Source organism: Stutzerimonas sp. Brlt_14 (genome assembly GCF_051948915.1).
Lineage (GTDB): Bacteria > Pseudomonadota > Gammaproteobacteria > Pseudomonadales > Pseudomonadaceae > Stutzerimonas > Stutzerimonas stutzeri.
The window spans coordinates 140,274-161,361 of the sequence record NZ_JAYJLM010000001.1; the positions used below are offsets into that span (position 1 = coordinate 140,274).

The 21,088-nt window shown below is 63.5% G+C and carries 19 protein-coding genes; 10 read left to right on the top strand and 9 right to left on the bottom strand.

The genetic code is table 11. The features are described from left to right. Positions 1-117 precede the first annotated feature (117 nt). On the top strand, positions 118-1,035 hold the full coding sequence (locus tag VF716_RS00675) for a DMT family transporter (protein WP_019406108.1): 918 nt from the start codon (positions 118-120) through the stop codon (positions 1,033-1,035). A 25-nt stretch (positions 1,036-1,060) separates the two neighbouring features. Here the strand turns inward: VF716_RS00675 and cysK are convergent, their stop codons facing one another. Further along, a complete protein-coding gene (gene cysK, locus VF716_RS00680; RefSeq protein ID WP_095461087.1) occupies positions 1,061-2,035 on the bottom strand; it encodes a cysteine synthase A in 975 nt (324 codons plus the stop codon). Between the two features lie 124 nt (positions 2,036-2,159). Between cysK and VF716_RS00685 the strand changes: the two genes are divergently transcribed. From VF716_RS00685 to VF716_RS00700, 4 genes are all read left to right on the top strand, one after another. Beyond that, the gene (locus VF716_RS00685) at positions 2,160-3,230 is read left to right on the top strand and encodes a DUF748 domain-containing protein (protein WP_045158370.1); all 1,071 of its coding nucleotides are present in this window, start codon (positions 2,160-2,162) and stop codon (positions 3,228-3,230) included. Between the two features lie 145 nt (positions 3,231-3,375). Next, positions 3,376-4,224 (top strand): AAA family ATPase, encoded by an 849-nt coding sequence (locus VF716_RS00690; RefSeq protein WP_011913591.1) that lies wholly within the window; start codon positions 3,376-3,378, stop codon positions 4,222-4,224. A 52-nt stretch (positions 4,225-4,276) separates the two neighbouring features. Beyond that, the gene (locus tag VF716_RS00695; protein WP_011913592.1) at positions 4,277-4,681 is read left to right on the top strand and encodes a GFA family protein; all 405 of its coding nucleotides are present in this window, start codon (positions 4,277-4,279) and stop codon (positions 4,679-4,681) included. Between the two features lie 43 nt (positions 4,682-4,724). Then, positions 4,725-5,903, top strand: a complete 1,179-nt coding sequence (locus tag VF716_RS00700; RefSeq protein ID WP_011913593.1) for a vWA domain-containing protein — start codon at positions 4,725-4,727, stop codon at positions 5,901-5,903. A 46-nt stretch (positions 5,904-5,949) separates the two neighbouring features. Here the strand turns inward: VF716_RS00700 and VF716_RS00705 are convergent, their stop codons facing one another. Genes VF716_RS00705 through VF716_RS00715 form a run of 3 tightly spaced genes read right to left on the bottom strand, consistent with a single transcriptional unit; the run spans position 5,950 to position 7,760 of the window. Further along, on the bottom strand, positions 5,950-6,465 hold the full coding sequence (locus VF716_RS00705; protein ID WP_125920830.1) for a DUF2937 family protein: 516 nt from the start codon (positions 6,463-6,465) through the stop codon (positions 5,950-5,952). After that, a complete protein-coding gene (locus VF716_RS00710; protein WP_011913595.1) occupies positions 6,459-7,241 on the bottom strand; it encodes a class II glutamine amidotransferase in 783 nt (260 codons plus the stop codon). The genes VF716_RS00705 and VF716_RS00710 overlap by 7 nt, the downstream gene beginning before the upstream one ends. Before the next feature lie 51 nt (positions 7,242-7,292). Further along, positions 7,293-7,760 (bottom strand): hypothetical protein, encoded by a 468-nt coding sequence (locus VF716_RS00715; protein ID WP_017245246.1) that lies wholly within the window; start codon positions 7,758-7,760, stop codon positions 7,293-7,295. 226 nt (positions 7,761-7,986) lie between these two features. On the opposite strand from VF716_RS00715, the gene VF716_RS00720 reads away from it, so the two are divergent. Then, positions 7,987-8,427 (top strand): universal stress protein, encoded by a 441-nt coding sequence (locus tag VF716_RS00720; protein ID WP_011913597.1) that lies wholly within the window; start codon positions 7,987-7,989, stop codon positions 8,425-8,427. 44 nt (positions 8,428-8,471) lie between these two features. On the opposite strand, the gene VF716_RS00725 is transcribed toward VF716_RS00720, so the two are convergent. Then, positions 8,472-9,164 carry a DUF6901 family protein gene (locus tag VF716_RS00725; RefSeq protein ID WP_011913598.1) on the bottom strand — a complete coding sequence of 231 codons (693 nt, stop codon included), beginning with the start codon at positions 9,162-9,164 and terminating at the stop codon, positions 8,472-8,474. Between the two features lie 153 nt (positions 9,165-9,317). Continuing rightward, a complete protein-coding gene (locus VF716_RS00730) occupies positions 9,318-11,234 on the bottom strand; it encodes an ATP-binding cassette domain-containing protein (protein WP_125920829.1) in 1,917 nt (638 codons plus the stop codon). Between the two features lie 292 nt (positions 11,235-11,526). On the opposite strand from VF716_RS00730, the gene VF716_RS00735 reads away from it, so the two are divergent. After that, positions 11,527-13,449, top strand: a complete 1,923-nt coding sequence (locus tag VF716_RS00735; protein WP_014597006.1) for a transglycosylase SLT domain-containing protein — start codon at positions 11,527-11,529, stop codon at positions 13,447-13,449. Between the two features lie 45 nt (positions 13,450-13,494). Here VF716_RS00735 and VF716_RS00740 read toward each other — a convergent pair whose 3' ends face one another. The 3 genes from VF716_RS00740 to yegS form a co-directional block, all read right to left on the bottom strand. After that, the gene (locus tag VF716_RS00740; protein WP_011913601.1) at positions 13,495-14,295 is read right to left on the bottom strand and encodes an MOSC domain-containing protein; all 801 of its coding nucleotides are present in this window, start codon (positions 14,293-14,295) and stop codon (positions 13,495-13,497) included. Positions 14,296-14,373: 78 nt separating this feature from the next. Next, on the bottom strand, positions 14,374-15,306 hold the full coding sequence (locus VF716_RS00745; RefSeq protein WP_049325808.1) for a chemotaxis protein CheV: 933 nt from the start codon (positions 15,304-15,306) through the stop codon (positions 14,374-14,376). Positions 15,307-15,418: 112 nt separating this feature from the next. After that, positions 15,419-16,330 (bottom strand): lipid kinase YegS, encoded by a 912-nt coding sequence (gene yegS, locus VF716_RS00750; RefSeq protein WP_440551294.1) that lies wholly within the window; start codon positions 16,328-16,330, stop codon positions 15,419-15,421. 375 nt (positions 16,331-16,705) lie between these two features. On the opposite strand from yegS, the gene VF716_RS00755 reads away from it, so the two are divergent. From VF716_RS00755 to VF716_RS00765, 3 genes are all read left to right on the top strand, one after another. Then, positions 16,706-18,133, top strand: a complete 1,428-nt coding sequence (locus VF716_RS00755) for an undecaprenyl-phosphate glucose phosphotransferase (protein WP_440551297.1) — start codon at positions 16,706-16,708, stop codon at positions 18,131-18,133. A gap of 157 nt (positions 18,134-18,290) precedes the next feature. Continuing rightward, a complete protein-coding gene (locus tag VF716_RS00760) occupies positions 18,291-18,728 on the top strand; it encodes a low molecular weight protein-tyrosine-phosphatase (protein WP_014597010.1) in 438 nt (145 codons plus the stop codon). A gap of 13 nt (positions 18,729-18,741) precedes the next feature. After that, positions 18,742-20,958 carry a polysaccharide biosynthesis tyrosine autokinase gene (locus tag VF716_RS00765; protein ID WP_020307907.1) on the top strand — a complete coding sequence of 739 codons (2,217 nt, stop codon included), beginning with the start codon at positions 18,742-18,744 and terminating at the stop codon, positions 20,956-20,958. The last annotated feature ends 130 nt before the right edge of the window (positions 20,959-21,088 follow it).

Sequence of the window (21,088 nt, forward strand, 5' to 3'; positions counted from 1 at the left end):
CACTGCCGGACATGAAGGTTCGCCGAGCTTAGCAGCCCGCTGTTTGAAAGTCGGTTTCGGATTGCCAGTTGCGCAAAGGGCGACAACACTTGCTGCTTCGTGAGATGGAGCCAGTCCATGCGACCGCTTGACCTGCTTCGCCTGCTCGGCCTTGCCGCCATCTGGGGCGCGAGCTTTCTGTTCCTGCGCATCATCGCACCCGTACTCGGGACCTTTCCCACCGCCTTCTTTCGCGTACTGCTGGCGACCGTCGGCCTGATGGCGATCCTGGCTCTGATGCGCACTCGCTGGGACTTCCACGGCAAGCTCGGCCTGTGCCTGGTGCTCGGCGCGATCAACTCTGGCGTGCCGTTCGTGCTGTACTCGGTGGCGGCACAGCTGCTGCCGGCCGGCTATTCGGCCATTTTCAACGCGACCACGCCGATGATGGGCGTGCTGATCGGTGCCCTGTTCTTTGCCGAGGAGCTGACGCTGGCCAAGATCGTTGGCGTGCTCAGCGGACTCGGCGGTGTTGCCCTGCTGATGCGCATCGGCCCGGTGCCCTTCGACACGGACGTGCTGCTCGGTGCGCTGGCGTGCCTGGGCGCGACGGCCTGCTATGGCGTAGGCGGCTTCCTTACCCGCCGCTGGATCAACCAGCAGGGCGACAGCCTGAACAGCGAGGTGGTGGCATTCGGCAGCCAGGCAGGGGCAACGCTTTGCCTGTTGCCACTGTTCGTTCTTTCCGTGCTGAACGCACCGCCGGTGAGCTGGGGCGACCAGACCGTCTGGCTCAGCCTGCTGGGGCTCGGACTGGTCTGCACGGCGTTCGCCTACATCCTGTACTTTCGCCTGCTGGCGGACATCGGCCCGGTCAAGACGCTGACCGTGACCTTCCTGATCCCGCCATTCGGCGTGCTGTGGGGCGTGCTGTTGCTCGATGAACCGCTGTCCTGGGCCTATGTCCAGGGCGGTGCACTGATCGCACTGGCGTTGTGGCTGATCCTGCGACCAACGCCGCCAGCCCAGCCACAGGCGGACCTGCGACGCGGCTGACATCGCAGCCGCGCCGCGAGGCGTATTACTGCACCAGTTCCTGCTCGCTGAACATGTCGCTGAACAGCATGCTGGACAGGTAGCGCTCGCCGGAGTCCGGCAGGATCACGACGATATTCTTGCCCTGCATTTCCGGCCGTTCGGCCAGCCGTACCGCCGCCGCCATCGCCGCTCCGCAGGAGATGCCGCACAGAATGCCCTCTTCGCGCATCAGTCGCAGCGCCATCTGCTTGGCCTCGTCGTCATCGACCAGCTCGACGCGGTCGACCATCGACAGGTCGAGGTTCTTCGGTACGAAGCCGGCACCGATGCCCTGTATCTTGTGCGGGCAGGGCTTCACCTCTTCACCGGCCAGCGTCTGGCTGATCACCGGGGAGCTGGCGGGCTCCACGGCAACGCTCAGGATCTGCTTGCCCTTGGTGTTCTTGATATAGCGCGACACGCCGGTGATGGTGCCCCCTGTGCCGACGCCAGCCACCAGCACATCGATGCCGCCATCGGTGTCGTTCCAGATTTCCGGCCCGGTGGTCTTTTCGTGAATCGCCGGATTGGACGGATTCTCGAACTGCTGGGGCATGTAGTACTGCTCCGGGTTCGAGGCGGCGATCTCCGCAGCCTTCTCGATAGCGCCCTTCATGCCCTTGGCCGGCTCGGTGAGTACCAGTTCGGCGCCGAGCGCCTTGAGCACCTTGCGTCGCTCCAGGCTCATCGAAGCCGGCATGGTCAGCATCAGTTTGTAACCGCGCGCGGCGGCGACGAATGCCAGGCCGATCCCGGTGTTGCCCGAGGTAGGCTCGACCAGCGTCATGCCGGGCTTGATCCGGCCGCTGTCTTCGGCGTCCCAGATCATCCCTGCGCCGATCCGACACTTCACCGAATAGGCCGGATTGCGCCCCTCGATCTTGGCCATGATGCTCACGCCCTTCGGCCCGAGACGATTGATCATGACCAGCGGGGTGTTGCCGATGGAGCGTGCGTTGTCTGCGTATATGCGACTCATGGGAAGGCCCTGTCCGAGGAGTATCAGACCGTTCAGCCTATGCGCAGTCCTGACGACAGTCCAGCCGAACTCATGCCTGCCGGCCGGGGTCCATCGTGCATAACCTCGCACATCCCGGAATGCCATGACTCGCCGCCTGCTTCCCCTGTGGATCCTGCTAGCGCTCGGCCTGCTGCTGATCCTGCTGCATCTCGCCCTGCCACACCTGGTGCGCAACTTCCTGAACGAGAAAATGGCCGACATGGGGGACTATCAGGGCCATGTCGAGGATGTCGACTTGGTCTGGTGGCGTGGCGCCTACCGGGTCGAAGGCCTGCTGATCGAAAAGAAGGACAAGCGGGTGCAAGCCCCCCTGTTCAAGGCGCCGAGCATCGATATCGCCATCAGCTGGGACGCGATCCTGCGCCACCGCGAAATCGTCGGCGAGGTCGTCTTCAAGCAGCCACACCTGAACTTCGTCGATGGCGGCGACAGTGGCGACTCGCAGAGCGGCGAAGGCGTCGACTGGCGCGACCAGCTCGATGCGCTGGTGCCCATCACGCTCAACGAGATTCGCGTAGTGGACGGCCAGCTGTCGTTCCGCAATTTTTCCTCCGACCCGCAGGTGCACGTGTATGCCAGCGACATCCAGGCGAGCCTTTACAACCTGACCAACACCGACGATGCCGACGGCACTCGCACGGCGACCTTCGAGGGCACCGGCAAGCTGTTCAATCAGGCGCCGATCGAGGCGACCGCGCGCTTCGACCCGTTCACCGACTGGGAAGACTTCGAGGTGAATCTGCGCGTGACGGGGGTGCCGCTCAAGCAGCTGAACGACCTCAGCCGGGCCTATGGCAAGTTCGATTTCGCCGGCGGCACCGGCGACCTGGTGGTCGAAGTCGAGGCCAGCAACAGCCAGCTCGACGGCTATATCAAACCGCTGCTGCGCAACGTCGACATCTTCGACTACGAGCAGGACGTGGCCAACGAGGACAAGGGTTTCTTCCGCGGCCTGTGGGAGGCGGTCGTCGGCGGCAGCCAGGAAGTGCTGAAAAACCAGCGCAAGGACCAGTTCGCCACCCGCGTCGAGCTGTCCGGCACGACCAAGGAAACGGACGTCAGCCCGTTCCAGGCGTTCGTCGCGATCCTGCGCAATGCCTTCGTCGAGGCCTTCACCGCCCGCTTCGAACGCGCGCTGGACGAGGAGGAATGATCCGCGGGCGTCACCAGAAACACTCACACGGCCATTCAGTGACTGAATGATGCGCTCGCGTTCACAGCCACACGGCCTTCCCTTATAGTCGTCCACCTGACTACAACGAGCGCCTGCGTGCCAGGCCCCGCCGAAGGAATCCGCAATGAAATTCGAAGGCACCCAGTCCTACGTCGCCACCGACGACCTGAAACTCGCGGTCAACGCCGCCATCACCCTGCAGCGCCCCCTGCTGGTAAAGGGCGAACCGGGCACCGGCAAGACCATGCTGGCCGAGCAGCTGGCCGAATCCTTCGGCGCCAAACTCATCACCTGGCACATCAAGTCCACCACCAAGGCCCACCAGGGCCTCTACGAATACGACGCGGTCAGCCGGCTGCGTGATTCGCAGCTGGGCGTGGACAAGGTCCACGACGTGAAGAACTACATCAAGAAGGGCAAGCTGTGGGAGGCTTTCGAAAGCGAGGAGCGGGTCATCCTGCTGATCGACGAGATCGACAAGGCCGACATCGAGTTTCCCAACGACCTGTTGCAGGAACTCGACAAGATGGAGTTCTACGTCTACGAGACCAACGAAACCATCAAGGCAACGCAGCGGCCGATCATCATCATCACCTCCAACAACGAGAAGGAACTGCCGGACGCCTTCCTGCGCCGCTGCTTCTTCCACTACATCGCCTTCCCGGACCGCGAGACGCTGCAGAAGATCGTCGACGTGCACTATCCGGGCATCAAGCAGTCGCTGGTCAGCGAAGCCCTGGACGTGTTCTTCGACGTGCGCAAGGTGCCGGGCCTGAAGAAGAAACCCTCGACTTCCGAGCTGGTCGACTGGCTGAAGCTGCTGATGGCCGACAACATCGGCGAAGCCGTGCTGCGCGAGCGCGACCCGACCCGTGCGATCCCGCCGCTGGCCGGTGCGCTGGTCAAGAACGAGCAGGACGTGATGCTGCTCGAGCGTCTAGCCTTCATGAGCCGACGCGCCAACAGCCGCTGATCGGCGCCGGTTTCCGGTGGAGCCGGCCGTGCACTCACTGGAGGAAGAAACCATGCAAACGCATACCGGTAGTTGCCTGTGCGGGGTCGTGCGCTATCGCATCGACGCTCCCATCGACGCGCTGACCCATTGCCACTGCAAGATGTGCCGCAAGGCCCACGGCGCCGCATTCGCCACCTATGCGAGCGTACCGCTGGATGCCTTCCACTTCATGTCCGGCAAGGATCAGCTCGGCGTCTACCATTCCTCCGAGCACGTCACGCGCACCTTCTGCATTCGCTGCGGTGCCAATCTGCTGTTCGTCGACAACCGCGAACACGAGGTCGGCGTCGCCGCCGGCACCCTCGACTCACCGCTGCCGGAGCCGCCGCAGTCGCATATCTACGTCGACTCGAAGGCCGACTGGTATGCGATTCGCGACGGGATGCCCCAACACAACGGCGACAGCCCACGCTGAGCGCCCGTATATCGCGCCGACCTCGGCGCCAGAGGTTTCTGCCATGCTGCTTGGCCTGTTCAACGAGATGCGCGCCGCCAAGGTGCCGGTATCGGTGCGCGAACTGCTGGATCTGATCGATGCGCTCAAGCACCGCGTCGTGTTCGCCGACATGGACGAGTTCTATTTCCTCGCGCGCACGGTGATGGTCAAGGACGAGCGCCACTTCGACAAGTTCGACCGGGCCTTCGGTGCCTACTTCAAGGGCCTGGAGAATCTCGACCAGCACCTCGAAGCGCTGATCCCCGAAGACTGGTTGCGCAAGGAGTTCGAGCGCAGCCTGACGGACGAGGAGCGTGCGCAGATCCAGTCCCTCGGCGGGCTGGACAAGCTGATCGAGGAGTTCAAGAAGCGTCTCGAAGAGCAGAAGGAACGCCATGCCGGCGGCAACAAGTGGATCGGTACCGGCGGCACCAGCCCGTTCGGCTCCGGCGGCTACAACCCCGAAGGCATCCGCATCGGCGATGCCGGCAAACGCCAGGGCAAGGCGGTGAAGGTCTGGGACCAACGGGAATACAAGAACCTCGACGACCAGGTCGAACTCGGTACGCGCAACATCAAGATCGCCCTGCGCCGCCTGCGCAAATTCGCCCGTCAGGGCGCGGCGGACGAACTGGACATCGACGGCACCATCGACCATACCGCGCGCGATGCTGGCCTGCTCAACATTCAGATGCGACCGGAGCGGCGCAACGCGGTGAAGCTGCTGATCCTGTTCGATATCGGCGGCTCGATGGACGCCCACGTTAAGGTCTGCGAGGAGCTGTTCTCTGCCTGCAAGACCGAGTTCAAGCACCTGGAGTACTTCTACTTCCACAATTTCATCTACGAATCGGTGTGGAAGAACAACTTCCGCCGCACCTCGGAGCGCACCTCGACGCTGGATGTGCTGCACAAGTACGGCGCGGACTACAAGGTGGTGTTCGTCGGTGACGCGGCGATGGCGCCCTATGAGATCACCCAGCCGGGCGGCAGCGTCGAGCACTGGAACGAGGAAGCAGGCTACGTGTGGATGCAGCGCTTCATGGAGAAGTACAAGAAGCTCATCTGGATCAACCCCTATCCCAAGGATACCTGGGGCTACACCACCTCCACCGGGATCGTTCGCGAGCTGGTGGAAGACCGGATGTATCCGCTGACCCTCAGTGGGCTCGAGGAAGGGATGAAGTTCCTGGCCAAGTGAGCGGTCGGCACCTGGGCGGCGACCGCTGAGCGCACGGCGATGACGCTCAGCGATACGGCCGGTAGCGTCGCGCCCGCGAGCGAAGCGGGAAACTGGCGGCCAGCAACAGGCTCTCCACCAGCCAGGCCAGGAGCAACGCACAGCTCAGGCCCCAAGCGATGGCCTCGGGCGCCAACAGGACCTGGAAGCGGTAGCTGCTCCAGACCTGCTCGCGCAAACTGCGCTGTGCGCCAAGCAAGACGTGCGCGGCCCGTGCGTACCACGGCCCCTGCATCGCCTGCCATTCGCGCTCCAGCATCCGCGCCCGGCTCACCAGCTGCTCCACGCTCTGCGCATCGCTCTGGAACACCGGGTCGTTGCTGTCCTGATAATGCCGCACCAGGGCATCCAGATCGCCGCCGAAGAAGCGCTGCGCCGTCTGCTGAAAGCCCTGCAGGCCCTGCTGAGCCTCCAGCCGCCGCGCCTCGACATGCTGCGCATAGGCCTCGATGAATCCCGGCACCTGGATGCCGACCAGCAGGCCGAAGGCGAACAGGGTCAGACGCAGATAACTCCTCAGCACTCGGCCACCCTCCCCCGGGCGATACACTCGCCGAGGCGCCACAGGCTCCACTGGCCGGGCTCGTGCAGTGTCCATTGTTCGTTGTTCGTCAGCGGCTCGGTGGCCAGGACGGTGACCACGTCATCCGGTGTGGTTTCGGCATGGAAGTTCACCGTCAGCTCGGCGTCCCTCAGCTGCGCCGGCCCGAACGGCGCGCGCCGGGTGATCTCGGCGAGCTTGGTGCTGCAGAAGCTGAACAGCCATTCGCCATTGCTCAGCAGGCAGTTGAAGACTCCCTTGCGGCGGTATTCGACGCAGGCGCCAAGCAGAACCGGCAGCAGGTTGTCCGGTGGGCAGCGGTCCGGGAAATCCAGGCGGATGCGGTTAAGCAGGTCGCAGAAGGCGCGCTCGCTGTCGGTGTCGCCAACCGGGCGGTAGATGCCCTTAGGCGGCTCGAAGTCGGCGAGCTGGCCGTTGTGCGCGAAGCACCAGTGCTGTCCCCACAGCTCGCGAACGAAAGGATGGGTATTGACCAGCGAAACCTTGCCCACATTGGCGTGGCGGATGTGGCCGATCACCACTTCGCTCTTGATGAGGTAGCGTTGCACCATCTTAGCCACCTCGGACTCGCAACTGGCGACCGGGTCCTGGAACAGGCGCAGGCCGCGACCTTCATAGAAGGCGATGCCCCAGCCGTCCTTGTGCGGCCCGGTCTTGCCGCCTCTCTGCATGAGGCCGGTGAAGCTGAACACGATATCGGTGGGCACGTTGGCGCTCATGCCAAGCAGCTCGCACATGCGTCATCTCCCGATGGAGGTTCGTAACCTATGTTTGGCTGCGCTCAGATCTCAGATCCGCGGCTCGGTGCGCATCCGGCCACGCGATGGGGTGTAGTCCGGCTCATCATCGTGCTCATCTTCCATGCGCTCGCGCAGCGTGCGTGGGTCCTCGTCCGCAACGGCTTCGTCGCGCCGGCCATACCTGCGCTCCAGCGGCCAGCGAATGGCGACCAGCAGCAGATACAGCGCGAAGGCGATCAAGCCGTACATCGCAAGATCCGCTACCGCTCGCCAGGCGTTGTTGCCGACCTTGAACGCCAGGTCCATGGCAGTAATGGCCACGGCGGGCGCGAACAGTTCCTTCGCCGGGTCGACGATGGTCGGCGTGAACAGCAGCACGGCCGCGATCAATCGCAGCGGCTCGCGCAACCAGCGCCACATCCAGCGCGTCACCCGGAACCAGAACAACAGGCAGCCCAGCGCGGCTAGCCCGTACAGGGCCCAGGCAAGCGAATAATCGGATTCGAACATCGGCATTGGCGTTTCTCGTACCTGCGGCGACGCGGCGAGCATGACAGCGACGCAAAAAAGAAGGCGGCCATGATAGCAGCCCCTGCCCGGTCACCGTCATCGATGGTGACAACAAGCCACTGGCGGGGGCCGACGCAAGGTCGTATAAACCTGTTAAACGAAAGGGTAATCACCCAGATACCGCCGGGACGACCACTGCCTCTGGCGACCGGCACGCAAGGAGAAACGCGCCATGCCCTACCAACACATACTGGTCGCCATCGACCTGACCGAAGAATGCCATCCGGTTGTCGCTCGCGCGCAGTCGCTCGCCAGCACCTCCAATGCCAAACTGAGCCTGGTGCATATCATCGAACCGATGGCCATGGCGTTCGGCGGTGACGTGCCGATGGATCTTTCGATGCTGCAGCAACAGCAGTTCGATCAGGCCCGCGAGCGCATGAACGGCTTTGCCGACAGCTATCCAGGTCTGGCTCCGGAGAATCGCCATCTGGCTTATGGGCAGCCTCGCCAGGAAGTGCATCGACTGGCCAAGGAGCAGCGCTGCGACCTGATCGTGGTCGGCAGCCACGGCCGCCACGGCCTTGCGCTGCTGCTCGGCTCCACCGCCAACGACATCCTGCATGGCGCGCCGTGCGACGTGTTGGCCGTGCGCCTGAAAAAAACGGAATGACAGCCCCGACCGCGCAGCGCGATGGCGCTGCGCGGTAGCGGTGATCAGAAGAGCTCCACGCCCTCGCCCGCGCTCATCACCAAGGGGCGGATCTTCTGCAGCTGCGTCTCCAGCGAATAGGTCAGGCTGGACGCCATCGAGAAGAAGGTCAGAAAGGCCTTGAGGTTTGAGTCGGCGTGGCAGGTATCGTGAATGCGCTGCCAGAACGCCTGGTTGACCAGCTGCAGTTGCTGGAACGAGCGCACCAGCCCCCGCAGCTCCCAATCGGCATGGCGCCCTTCGCGCAGATTGAAATACTGTCGCGCCAGGTAGAGCGACACGGCCCGCAGCACGAACTCATGATTGCTGGCGAACGGCAGATGCTGCTTGGCCATGGGTTTGAGCCGGCCGAGCACCGGGCAGGCACTGGTCGCCATGATCACTCCGAGCAGCGCCCGCAAGCCCTCGTCCAGTCCGACCTGCTTGGTGTATTCGCGCTCGGGGGTACGCACCCAGACCAGAGCCTTCTGCACGGCGGGCAGCCCCTGGAAGTCCTCGATTACCCGATGCAGGTCCACGGCGGCGGGACAATGGCTGAAATCGTCCTTGCTGAGCGGGCAGTTGGAGCAACGCTGATGATCGAGGCGGGTCCATTTCGGCGCCTGGGCGGCGGCCTCCTGGTCGTAATCACGATCCAGCTCGATCCGGTAACTGAAATCGTGTTCGTCATCCAGGGTGATGCGGTATTCGATTGCCATTAACGCTCCATCATGACTGCTGATCCTTTTCCGGATACTTAACTACGCGCCAGCGCGCATGGCATTGATCCATCTCATAAGCCGTGACCGGGACCCGCTCCGCCGTGCAGCAGCTCCCGTCTTCCGGGCGCCGCCGGGGCCCACAGCGTGCGATCACTCCTCGAGTTCGGCCCAACGCTCCAGCAGCCCGTCGAGCTCGAGCTGTAGCGCCTCGAGGCGGGCCAGCGCCGCGGCGGTCGCCTCGGGCGCCTGCTGATAGAACGCCGGATCGGAAATGTCCGCCTGCAGCGCCTCGATGGCCTTCTCGGCCTCATCGATCTTGCCCGGCAGCGCCTCCAGTTCGCGCTGCAACTTGTAGCTGAGCTTCTTCTTCACCGGTGCCGCTTCGGTCGGCGTCGGAGCGGGAGCAGGCGCTGCCCCCTGCGCCCTGCCGGCCTCCTTCGCCTGCGCAGCGGAGTCGGCAACGCCCAGCAGACGCGGCGAACCGCCCTGGCGCAGCCAGTCTTGATAGCCACCGACGTACTCGCGCACCTCGCCACCGCCCTGGAACACCAGCGTGCTGGTGACCACGTTGTCGAGGAAGGCCCGATCGTGGCTGACCATCAGCACCGTGCCCTGGAAGCCGAGCAGCACCTCTTCGAGCAGTTCGAGGGTTTCCACATCGAGATCATTGGTCGGCTCGTCGAGCACCAGCAGGTTGGCCGGCTTGCTGAACAGCTTTGCCAGCAAGAGCCGTGCCCGCTCACCGCCGGACAGCGCCTTGACCGGCGTGCGCGCCCGCTGCGGGCTGAACAGGAAGTCGCCCAGGTAGCTCAGCACGTGGCGATTCTGCCCATCGATGGTGATGAATTCGCGGCCTTCGGCGAGGTTGTCCACCACGGTCTTCTCCAGCTCCAGCTGGTGACGCAATTGGTCGAAATACGCCACTTCCAGCTTGGTGCCGAACTCGATCGAGCCGCTGCTGGGCTGCAGTTCACCCAGCAGCAGCTTGAGCAGCGTGGTCTTGCCGGTACCGTTGGCGCCGAGCAGGCCGATGCGGTCGCCGCGCTGAATGACGAGGGAAAAGTCGCGGATCAGCGGTTCGCCGCCCGGATGAGCGAAGCTGATGTGCTCGGCAACGACAACCTGTTTGCCGGACTTTTCCGCGGTTTCCACCTGGAAAGTCGCCTTGCCTTGCACATTACGGCGCTCGCTGCGCTCGGCACGCAGCGCCTTGAGGGCACGCACACGGCCTTCGTTGCGGGTACGCCGCGCCTTGATGCCCTGGCGAATCCACACTTCCTCCTGGGCGAGCTTCTTGTCAAACAGGGCGTTGGCGGTTTCCTCCGCGGCCAGCTGCTGTTCCTTGTGTACTAGGAAGCTCGCGTAGTCGCCGTTCCAGTCGATCAGGTGGCCACGATCCAGCTCCAGAATGCGGGTCGCCAGGTTCTGCAGGAAGGCGCGGTCGTGGGTGATGAACAGCACGGCACCGTTGAAGCCGGTCAGCGCTTCCTCCAGCCAGGCGATGGCGCCGATGTCCAGGTGGTTGGTTGGCTCGTCGAGCAGCAGCAGGTCGGGTTCGGACACCAGCGCCTGAGCCAGCAGCACTCGCCGCCGCCAGCCCCCGGACAACTCGGCAAGGGTGCGATCGGCGGGCAGCTGCAGGCGGCTGAGCGTGCTTTCCACCAGCTGCTGCAAGCGCCAGCCATCCTTGGCTTCCAGGGCCTGCTGAACATGCATGAGCTTGTCGAGGTCGTCCTGATCCTGAATGTTCATGCTCAGGTGATGGTACTCGGCGAGCAGCTCGCCTACCCCGGACAGGCCTTCGGCGACCACATCGAAGACCGTGCGGTCGTCGGCCCGCGGCAGCTCCTGTGGCAGTTCGCCGATCTTCAGTCCCGGCGCGCGCCAGATTTCTCCGTCGTCAGCGCTGCGATCGCCCTTGACCAGGCGCAACATGCTGGATTTGCCCGTCCCGTTGCGGCCGATGATGCAGACCCGCTCGCCCCGCGCGATCTGCCAGGACACGCCATCCAGCAACGGCGTGGTGCCGTAGGCGAGAGATACATCGGTGAACTTGAGCAGGGTCATGGCTACCTCCGAAAACAGGGCGCGCATTCTAGCAGGATGGCGACCATGAACCCGGTCGGATCCGAGATTTATCGCTGCCGAGCGGGCGCGCCGGCCTCCCGTCTGTCGGCGACTTGCGCCCCTGTCGCCGTACGCTCGTCGGAAGAGTGGTTTTGTTTGTTACCGGAGCTTAATGCTCGTTTAACTGGCCGGTGCGGCAAGCTAAGCTAGATTCTGCAGCAGGCCGTCTCCTGTGCCGCCCGGTACAGCACGTCGCCTGTCATCTCAACGCCCCCCGTTTTACGGATGTACCATGCGCGGCCGACTCTCCAGTTTGTGTTTCTGCCTGTTCGTTTCTGCCATTGGCCTGGATGCGTCCGCCGCCAGTCTCAGCCAGCAACGCCAGTATTACGATGAGGCCAAGCAGGCCCTGGCCAAGGGCGATGCAGGCCCCTATCGCCGTTACCAGAGCGCCTTGCGCGACTATCCGCTCGAGCCCTACCTCGCCTATGACGAGCTGACCCACCGGCTGAAGTCGGCCAGCAATCAGGAAGTCGAGAAGTTTCTCGCCGAACACGGCGACCTGCCTCAGATCAACTGGATGAAGCTGCGCTGGCTGCGCCTGCTGGCCGCCCGCGGCGACTGGCAGACCTTTACCCGCTATTACGATCCGAAGATGAACTTCACCGAGCTGGACTGCCTGTTCGCGCAGTATCAGCTGCGCAACGGTCTCCCGGGCGCTGACGCCGCAACCGAGCGGCTGTGGCTGGTCGGCAAGTCGCAGCACAACTCCTGCGACCCGCTGTTCGAGCTCTGGGAATCCAAGGGTCTCCTGACTGAAGACCGGCGCTGGAAGCGCACCAAGCTGGCGGTGGAGAGCGGCAACTACGGGGTCGCCAGCTTCCTGGTGAAACGTCTGCCTACGCTGCAGAGCCAGGGTCAGCTGATGATCGACGTGGCGCAGAAACCTCAGATGCTTCGCCAGTCTGAACGCTTCTCGCCGACCAGCCCGGCGATGGCCGACGTCGTTTCGATCGGCCTGCGGCGCCTCGCGCGCCAGGACCCGGAGCAGGCGCTCAATCTGCTCGACGGCTACGCCCGCCGCTTTGCGTTTTCGCCCGAGGAAAAGGTCGCCATTGCCCGGCAGATCGGGCTGACCCTGGCCAAGCGCTTCGACAGCCGCGCGCTCAAGGTGATGGCCGAGTACGATCCCGAGCTGCGCGACAACACCGTAACCGAGTGGCGCACCCGTCTGCTGCTGCGCCAGGGCCAGTGGGATGAAGCGTACCGGCTGACACAGCGTTTTCCCGATGAACTGGCCAATACCAATCGCTGGCGCTACTGGCAGGCGCGCAGCCTGCAGCTGGCCAAACCGGAGAGCAAGCAGGCGGCCCTGCTCTATAAGCCAGTGGCCGAAGAGCGGGATTTCTACGGCTTCCTCTCGGCCGACCGCATCCAGGCGCCGTACAAGCTGAACCATCAGCCACTGGCGCTCGATCCGAAGGTCGTGCAGAAGGTACGCAATACCGCCGGTATTCGCCGCGCACTGGAATTCCACGACCGCGGGCAGATCGTCGATGGCCGCCGCGAGTGGTATCACGTCAGTCGGCTGTTCAGCCGCGACGAGATGGTCGCGCAGGCACGCATCGCCTATGAAAAGGAGTGGTACTTCCCGGCCATCCGCACCATCAGCCAGGCGCAGTACTGGGACGATCTGGATATCCGCTTCCCCATGGCCCACCGCAACACCCTGGTACAGGCCGCGCGGGCGCGGGAGATCCATCCCAGCTGGGCGTTCGCCGTAACCCGCCAGGAAAGCGCCTTCATGGCCGATGCCCGCTCCCATGTCGGCGCCACCGGCCTGATGCAGCTGATGCCGGCGACCGCCAAGGAAACCGCCAAGCGCTTCAACATCCCGCTGGCTTCGCCGCAGCAGGTCCTGAACCCCACCACCAACATCCAGCTGGGCACTGCCTATCTCAGCCAGATCTACGGGCAGTTCAACGGCAACCGTGTACTGGCCTCGGCCGCCTACAACGCCGGCCCCGGTCGTGTGCGCCAGTGGCTGCGCAACGCCGAGCACCTGTCGTTCGATGTGTGGGTAGAGAACATTCCGTTCGACGAGACCCGCCAGTACGTGCAGAACGTGCTGACCTACTCGGTGATCTACGGGCAGAAGCTGAATTCACCCCAACCGCTGGTGGAGTGGCACGAGCGTTATTTCGAATCGCAGTGACGCGCAGCCGGCCCGGAAAGCACACCGTCCGGGCGCGGCCGTTTCTCACTCCAGCCGCTCGACTGGCATTCCGACTTCCAGCTCGCCGCGCCCTTCGGCGATCAGATTCTGGCCGAAGAACACCCCGCCCGGCCCTTTGCGATACGACAGCAACGTATTCAGTGGCTCCCGATCGGGCGCGCGCTCGCCAGTGGCCGGGTCGAGCGTGGGGATGACGCAGCGCGAACAGGGCTTGACCACACGGAAGGTCAGCTGGCCGATACGGATGCGCTTCCAGCCATCCTCGGCATAGGGCTCGGCCCCGCTGACGACAAGGTTCGGTCGAAAGCGCAGCATCTCCAGTGGACGCCCTACACGTCGGGCCAGATCGTCCAGCGACGCCTGACCGATCAGCAGAAAGGGAAACCCGTCACTGAAGGCCGTACGCTCGCCGAGCCGCGCATAATCCAGATCGACCTGAATGCCGTCGTCCTCCGGCAGGTACACGAGCCGGCAGGCCTGCCCGAGAAAGTCCGAGAGCCAGGCCGCTGCGGTCTCACCAGCATCCGGTACCACCGGGTTGGCGCTCCAGACCTGCACACAGCGCATCGTCTTGTCATCCGGTACTCGCACCAGCAGCTCCGGCATGCCAGGCGCCGCCAGCTTCAACGCTGTATCGCCTTGCCAATGCGCCTGCAGCAAAGCCATACGCGGCAGTACGCGCTGGGTGAGAAAGCGCCCGGTGCCGGCGGCAACCACCATCCAGCGCCGATCGCCGAGCAGACCAAGCGAATCGCTGGCGCAGCGCTGCAGCGATTCGCCAGCCGCCGACTTAAGAGGGAAGCGATAGAGCGAGGAGAGATGCATGCTGCGCCTCCTTGGGGGAAAGCGCAGCAGCATAGCAGGGGCGGCTGCGCGGTTCAGCAGCCGGCTACAGGCGGGCTGTCAGGCCCGCTCGTCCAGCTTCAGGCGGTCCTGGATCACGTCCACCAGTTTTTCCGGCTGGAACTTGGAGAGGAAGTTGTCACAACCGACCTTCTGCACCATGGCTAGGTTGAAGCTACCCGACAGAGACGTGTGCAGCACCACATAGAGGTCCCGCAGACGCGGATCGTGGCGAATCTCGGTGGTCAGGCGATAGCCGTCCATCTCCGGCATCTCGGCATCGGTGAACACCATGAGCAGCTTGTCGGTGAGCACTTCGCCGGCGTCGGCCCACGCCTTGAGCATGTTCAGGCCCTTCAAGCCGTCGCTTGCGGTGTGGATCTTCAGGCCGAGCTGGCTGAGGGTTTCGCGCAGCTGAGCCAGGGCCACCGAGGAATCGTCCACGCAGAGCACTTCCCGGCCACGAGCACGCTCGAGGATCGGATCGGCCAGCCGCTCGGCGGAGATGTTGGTGTCATAGGGGACGATCTCGGCGAGCACCTTCTCCACGTCGATCACTTCCACCAGCTCATCGTCGACCTTGGTGATCGAAGTCAGGTAGTGCTGCCGGCCGGCGGTAGTCGGCGGCGGCATCACCGCTTCCCAGTTCAGGTTGACGATGCGGTCCACGCCACCGACCAGAAAGGCCTGCACGGTGCGGTTGTACTCGGTGACGATGATGGTGCTGCGCTCGTCCGGCACCAGCGGCCGCAGGCCGATGGCTCGCGACAGATCGACCACCGGCAGGGTCTGCCCGCGCAGGTTGACCACGCCGCACACCGAACTGTGTCGGTGCGGCATCAGCGTCATCTTCGGCAGCTGGACAACTTCCTGCACTTTGAAGACGTTGATGGCGAACTTCTGCCGCCCGCCGAGCCGGAACATGAGAATTTCCAGGCGATTCTGCCCCACGAGGCGGGTGCGTTGATCGACTGAATCGAGAATGCCGGCCATTTCCAGGCTCCTTGGGAAAACATGGTAAGAGGCATATCGGCCGCATCCCCTTCGGCTTTATGTACCGTTCACCACTTTTTTCCCAGCTTACCGGCTGCCGGCTTCGCCCATATCACTGCGCCCGCAGATTTCGTTGCAGCAGCGGCGACTCCGGGGGCACGTGCAGGCGCAAAGCCCGCGGGCGGACATCGAAGCGCAGACTGGCGCCTGTGAAGGGTTCGCCGTCCAGATTGATGTTGATCGCCGTCGGCGCCTCGACCTCGAGCCAGGGCACCCGGGCACTGACCGACACCGCATCGACCCCAAGCAGACCACCGCTGAGCAGCGTGCCCAGGGTCCCGACGGCATCCGCCGGTGCCGGCACGATGCAGACGTCCAGCAGCCCATCGTCGATCATCGCCTGCGGGCAGAGCAGCTGGCCACCACCGGCCTGTCGCCCGTTGCCGATGCCCAGCGCCAGGAACTCTCCTTCCCAATCGAAGCCCGGCCCGCTGAAACGCCCCTTCGCGGAATGGATCTCGGCAAAGCGCGTCAGGCCGGTGAGCAGATAGGCGCCACCACCCAGCACCCGCTTGAGCTCCTCGGAGGTGCTCGCGGTGACCTTCGAGCCGAAGCCCCCGGTGGCCATGTTGACGAAAGGATGGCCGTTCATTGCGCCGATATCGATCACTTGCGCCGGCTGCTCCAGCAAGCCCAGTGCCTCGACCGGGTCGAGCGGTATGCCGGCAGCCTTGGCGAAGTCGTTTGCACTCCCCAGCGGCAGTAGCGCGAGGCTGGCGTCCGCTTGTATCTCCAGCATGGCCGCGGCCACCTCGTGCAAGGTGCCGTCGCCGCCACCGGCAATCAGGGTCGGATAGCCCGCATCCAGCGCCTCGCGCACCAGCCGCTGCGCATCGCCTGGCTCCCAGGTGACACGAACCGCCAGATCCCACCCCGCCTCGCGACGCTGTTCAACCGCCTCGCGTACCTCATCGTTGAGCGCCTGTTTTCCATGCAGTATCAGCAGCGCCTTGGCATCGCCCATGGCAGTTCATTCCTCGCAATTGGCACCGCTGCATAAGACCGGGGCCGGGGTCGGAAGTTGTGCGCAACAAGCGCAGCGGTATTAATCCAAAACTTCGATGTATCGCACCGCCCGTCATTATCCGCGTCCTGCTTAGCCCGCCACGCTCATCTCGAGCGCCGCTCAAAGCGCTTTCAAAACAGCTATTTGCGCGCATTTTGCGGGCCCGCTCATTTTTTTGGCGGCCCACTGACTCCTACTGAACTCATCCGGAGAGGCACGGTCGGAGCAGGAGTCCCGATCACGGTTGCGATGGCGGCCTGCTATCAATCCCCCGCGTTCCGCGGCGATTAATTCGAGATTTGAGCCAGCTTTGAGCTGAGGATGGAGCCTTGTATGCGCGTACAGTCTGTTGGAACCCTTGAATATGCTCACCCGAGTTTCGTCGATTACTTCCTTGCCAGCATTCGCCTGATACACGGCCTCACGTCGATCCTGCCCGGGCTACTCCTGCTGGCGTTCATGGAACTTCCCGCCAGCGGCCCGTTCAGCGCATTCCTCGGCTTCTTCGCGGTACTCAGCGTCATCATCTTCCAGACCGTCGGCATCTATAGCGAAGAAGTGTTCAGCACCCTGTTGCGCTTCCGGGTCATGCTCGTGGCCTGGGCCGCAGCGTTCAGCTTCCTGATCTTCATGCATCAGGGCATGGGCCTGTTCGGTTACCTGGAAACCAAACATCTGGTGTTCTGGTTCTGCACCAGCGCCGTCCTGTTCGGCGCCGAGCGCCTGGCCATGCTCGCGCTGTTCCGCCGCCTGATGGCGCGGGGCATGTTCCTGCAGAACGCAGTGATCCTCGGCGGTACCGAGAACGGCCTGCGCGTGGCCGAACACCTGCAGAACCATCGCGACATCCGCACCCGCGTGCTGGGCTTCATCGATGACCGCCTCGAGCGACTGCCGAAGGAACTGGCCAACCTGCCCCTGCTCGGCAACACCCGCGATCTGGAGCGCATGATCCGCGAGGAAAAGGTCACCCAGGTGCTGGTCGCCCTGCCCTGGTTCGCCGACAGCCGCATCGGCCAGCTGATCAACGAACTGCGCAAGCTGCCGGTCAACGTCCTGCTGGTACCGGACATGGTCGCCTTCCGCCACGCCGACAAGCGCATCACCGAAGTCGGCGGCCTGCCCACCCTGATCGCCTCGGACCTGCCGCTGCGCGGCTGGTCGCCCTTCTTCAAGCGGCTGGAAGACATCGTCATCTCCAGCATCGCCCTGCTCGCTGCCGCGCCGGTGATGCTGCTCATCGCGCTGGCGATCAAGCTCGACTCGCCGGGTCCGGTGCTCTTCAAGCAAAAGCGCTACGGCTACAACAACCGGCTGATCGAAGTCTTCAAGTTCCGCTCGATGTACCACGAGAAGTCCGACGCCAACGCCGATCGGCAGACCACCCGTGGCGACGATCGCATCACCCGTGTCGGCCGCTTCATCCGCAAGACCAGCCTCGATGAGTTGCCACAGCTGCTGAACGTCTTCCTCGGCAGCATGTCCATGGTCGGTCCGCGCCCACATGCCACCGCCACCAAGGCTGCCGGCGTGCTGTTCGAGGACGCCGTGGCCGAGTACTCGGCACGTCATCGCGTCAAACCCGGCATCACCGGCTGGGCGCAGATCAACGGCTACCGCGGCGAGACCGACACGCTGGAGAAGATCGAGAAACGCGTCGAGTTCGACCTCGACTATATCGAGCGTTGGTCGGTCTGGTTCGACCTCTACATCCTCGTACGCACCCCGCCGGCGCTGCTGCTGAACAAGGACGTGTACTGATCGACGCACGCTCCGCGCGCCGCCGAAAAGACTGGAAAAAGTCACGCCGCACAAAGGCGTGACAGGAAGGAACTAATGACACTGCCCAAAATCTCACATTCGTTCATCACGGGCCGAATCCCGGCGGCTGCGACCTTGCAGCCACGAGGTTGAACCCATGTTCAAGAACATTTTGATCGTCTGTGTCGGGAACATCTGCCGGAGCCCAACCGCCGAAGCGTTGTTCGCGCACAGACTCAGCGGCCAGGGCCTGACGATCAGTTCGGCGGGCATTGGCGCACTAGTAGGTAACCCCATGGACAAAACCGCCCATGAAGTACTGCAGGACCACGGGCTGGAACTCCCCGCCCACTGTGCGCGCCAGGTCGACAGTCACATGCTGCACCAGGCCGACCTGATCCTGGCGATGGAGAACAGCCACATTCAACACATTCGCCAGATTGCACCCGAGGTCCACGGCAAGACGTTTCTCATCGGCAAATGGCAGGACAACCTGGAAATTCCGGACCCCTACCGCCAATCCAAACCCGCGTTTGAACATGTCCACAATCTCCTGACGAAATCCGTCGAGAGCTGGCTTCCTTACCTGAAATGAAGAAGGAACTTCGATGACAACCATGCCCCGCCCAATCTATGAAACCAAAGAGGACAAGGACATCGACCTGGCCCACCTCTTTGACACCTTCATCAACAACCGCATGCTCATTCTGGGCATCACCGGCTTCTTTGCGGCCCTGGGCATCGCCTATGCGCTGCTCGCAACACCGGTCTATCTTGCCAGCGCGATGATCCAGATCGAACCCAAGAGCGGCTTGCCGAGCCTGACCGACGTGGTCAACAACAACCCGCCGGTATCGCCGGCACAGACCGAGATCGCGCTGCTCAAGTCGCGCTCGGTGGTGGGTGGCGCGGTCAGCAACCTGAACCTTGACATCATCATCAAGCCCCACCACTTCCCGATCATCGGCGGCTTCATGGCCCGACGCTTCGAGCCGACCGAAGAAGGCGAGCTGGGCTGGTACCCGACCGGCCTCGGCGCTTACGCCTGGGGTGGCGAAGTGCTGAAGGTCACCCAGCTGGAAGTACCGGACAAGGTGCATGGCAAGGAGCTGACGCTGGAAGCCGCCGAGAACAACGGCTTCATCCTGCGCGATGAAGACGGTGAAGTCGTGGTACAGGGCGTCACCGGCGAGCCGGTAGAGAACGAAGGCTACCGCGTCACCGTGGCCGAGCTGAACGCTCGCCCCGGCACCACCTTCACCGTGATCAAGAATCGCACCTACAACACCACGGAGAGCTATCAGCAGCGCCTGTCCGCCGCCGAGCGCGGCAAGCAGTCGGGCATCGTCAACGTGACCCTGGAAGACCCGGATCCGCAACACGCCATCCGCGTGCTTGAGGAAGTGGCCAACCGCTACGTCGATCAGAACGTTGCCCGTAACGCTGCGGAAGCGACCCAGAGCCTGGAATTCCTCAACGAGCAGGTTCCGGCCGTACGCCGCAACCTCGAGGCTGCCCAGACCGCGCTGAACAAGTACCAGACCGGCTCCCGCTCGGTGGATATCACCGCAGAAACCCAGTCGGTGCTCGATCGTATCGTCGACCTGGAAAAGCAGATCTCCGAGCAGAACCTCAAGCGCACCGAGATGGAACGTCGCTTCACTCGTCAGCACCCGAACTTCCAGGCGCTGATGAACCAGATCAACCAGCTGCAGATGCAGAAGGACCAGCTGGAGAAGCAGATCGACACCCTGCCGTCGACCCAGCAGGAACTGCTGCGCCTGACCCGCGACGTGGAAGTTTCCTCGGAAACCTACTCCATGCTGCTGAACAAGACCCAGGAGCTGGACATCATCCGCGCCGGCACCGTGGGTAACGTGCGCATCATCGACCACGCCGCGGCAGACCTGGAAAACCCGGTCAAGCCGAACAAGCCGCTGGTCGTCATCGTCGCCACCCTGCTGGGCGCCCTGCTCGCCACCGCCTTCGTCTATGTGCGTGAAGCACTCAAGCGCGGCGTGGAGAACCCGGAGGACATCGAACGCACCGGCACCCCGGTCTACGCCTCGATTCCCTTCACCGAGAAGCAGGCCACGCTGGAGAAACGCCTGGCCAACTTCAAGCGCGACAAGAGCACTGCATCCTACCTGCTGACCATCAACGACCCGGCCGACCTCGCCACAGAGGCCATGCGCAGCCTGCGCACCAGCCTGCACTTCGCGATGATCGAGGCCAAGAACAACGTCCTGATGATCACCGGTCCGAGCCCGGCAGTCGGCAAGTCCTTCGTCACCACCAACCTGGCCGCCGTTGTCGCTCAGTCCGGCAAGCGTGTACTGCTGATCGACGCCGACATGCGCAAGGGTTACCTGCACAAGGTCATGCGTTGCGATGGCGACAAGGGTCTGTCCGATATCCTCTCCGGTCGCATCACCCTGTTCGATGCCATCCAGAAGACCCAGCTGAACAACCTGCACGTGATCACCCATGGCCAGTTGCCGCCGAACCCGTCGGAACTGCTGATGCACGAGAACTTCTCGCGCTTCGTCAAGGAGATCAGCCACATGTACGACCTGGTGATCTTCGATACCCCGCCGATCCTGGCGGTCACCGACGCCGCGCTGGTCGGCAGCCAGGCAGGTACCACGCTGATGGTCACCCGCTACGGCCTGAACGGCCTGAAGGAAATCGAAGCGGCCAAGCGGCGCCTCGAGCAGAACGGCCTGCTGGTCAAGGGCGTGATCTTCAACGCCGTGGTCCGCAAGGCATCCACCTATGGCGAGTACGGCTACTACCAGTACGAATACGCCAGCACCAATAAGTAAGTGATTCGCACGGCGGCGGGGTCAACCCCGTCGCCATGCCGAACGCCGCCCCATTTTTTTTCGTATCTGCCCGACACTGACCTTGCGAGCGTCAGCGGACATTTTTTTTGCTTGAAGATAGGTGTTTAGC

Excerpts from the sequence above, each read along its gene's own strand:
- VF716_RS00740 (WP_011913601.1), bottom strand. The coding sequence starts at position 14,295 with ATGCATCTCTCCTCGCTCTATCGCTTCCCTCTTAAGTCGGCGGCTGGC.
- VF716_RS00700 (WP_011913593.1), top strand. The coding sequence starts at position 4,725 with ATGCTGCTTGGCCTGTTCAACGAGATGCGCGCCGCCAAGGTGCCGGTA.
- VF716_RS00755 (WP_440551297.1), top strand. The coding sequence starts at position 16,706 with ATGCGCGTACAGTCTGTTGGAACCCTTGAATATGCTCACCCGAGTTTC.
- VF716_RS00685 (WP_045158370.1), top strand. The coding sequence starts at position 2,160 with ATGACTCGCCGCCTGCTTCCCCTGTGGATCCTGCTAGCGCTCGGCCTG.
- cysK (WP_095461087.1), bottom strand. The coding sequence starts at position 2,035 with ATGAGTCGCATATACGCAGACAACGCACGCTCCATCGGCAACACCCCG.
- VF716_RS00725 (WP_011913598.1), bottom strand. The coding sequence starts at position 9,164 with ATGGCAATCGAATACCGCATCACCCTGGATGACGAACACGATTTCAGT.
- VF716_RS00760 (WP_014597010.1), top strand. The coding sequence starts at position 18,291 with ATGTTCAAGAACATTTTGATCGTCTGTGTCGGGAACATCTGCCGGAGC.
- VF716_RS00735 (WP_014597006.1), top strand. The coding sequence starts at position 11,527 with ATGCGCGGCCGACTCTCCAGTTTGTGTTTCTGCCTGTTCGTTTCTGCC.
- VF716_RS00720 (WP_011913597.1), top strand. The coding sequence starts at position 7,987 with ATGCCCTACCAACACATACTGGTCGCCATCGACCTGACCGAAGAATGC.
- VF716_RS00695 (WP_011913592.1), top strand. The coding sequence starts at position 4,277 with ATGCAAACGCATACCGGTAGTTGCCTGTGCGGGGTCGTGCGCTATCGC.
- VF716_RS00765 (WP_020307907.1), top strand. The coding sequence starts at position 18,742 with ATGACAACCATGCCCCGCCCAATCTATGAAACCAAAGAGGACAAGGAC.
- VF716_RS00730 (WP_125920829.1), bottom strand. The coding sequence starts at position 11,234 with ATGACCCTGCTCAAGTTCACCGATGTATCTCTCGCCTACGGCACCACG.
- yegS (WP_440551294.1), bottom strand. The coding sequence starts at position 16,330 with ATGGGCGATGCCAAGGCGCTGCTGATACTGCATGGAAAACAGGCGCTC.
- VF716_RS00715 (WP_017245246.1), bottom strand. The coding sequence starts at position 7,760 with ATGCCGATGTTCGAATCCGATTATTCGCTTGCCTGGGCCCTGTACGGG.
- VF716_RS00710 (WP_011913595.1), bottom strand. The coding sequence starts at position 7,241 with ATGTGCGAGCTGCTTGGCATGAGCGCCAACGTGCCCACCGATATCGTG.
- VF716_RS00745 (WP_049325808.1), bottom strand. The coding sequence starts at position 15,306 with ATGGCCGGCATTCTCGATTCAGTCGATCAACGCACCCGCCTCGTGGGG.
- VF716_RS00690 (WP_011913591.1), top strand. The coding sequence starts at position 3,376 with ATGAAATTCGAAGGCACCCAGTCCTACGTCGCCACCGACGACCTGAAA.
- VF716_RS00675 (WP_019406108.1), top strand. The coding sequence starts at position 118 with ATGCGACCGCTTGACCTGCTTCGCCTGCTCGGCCTTGCCGCCATCTGG.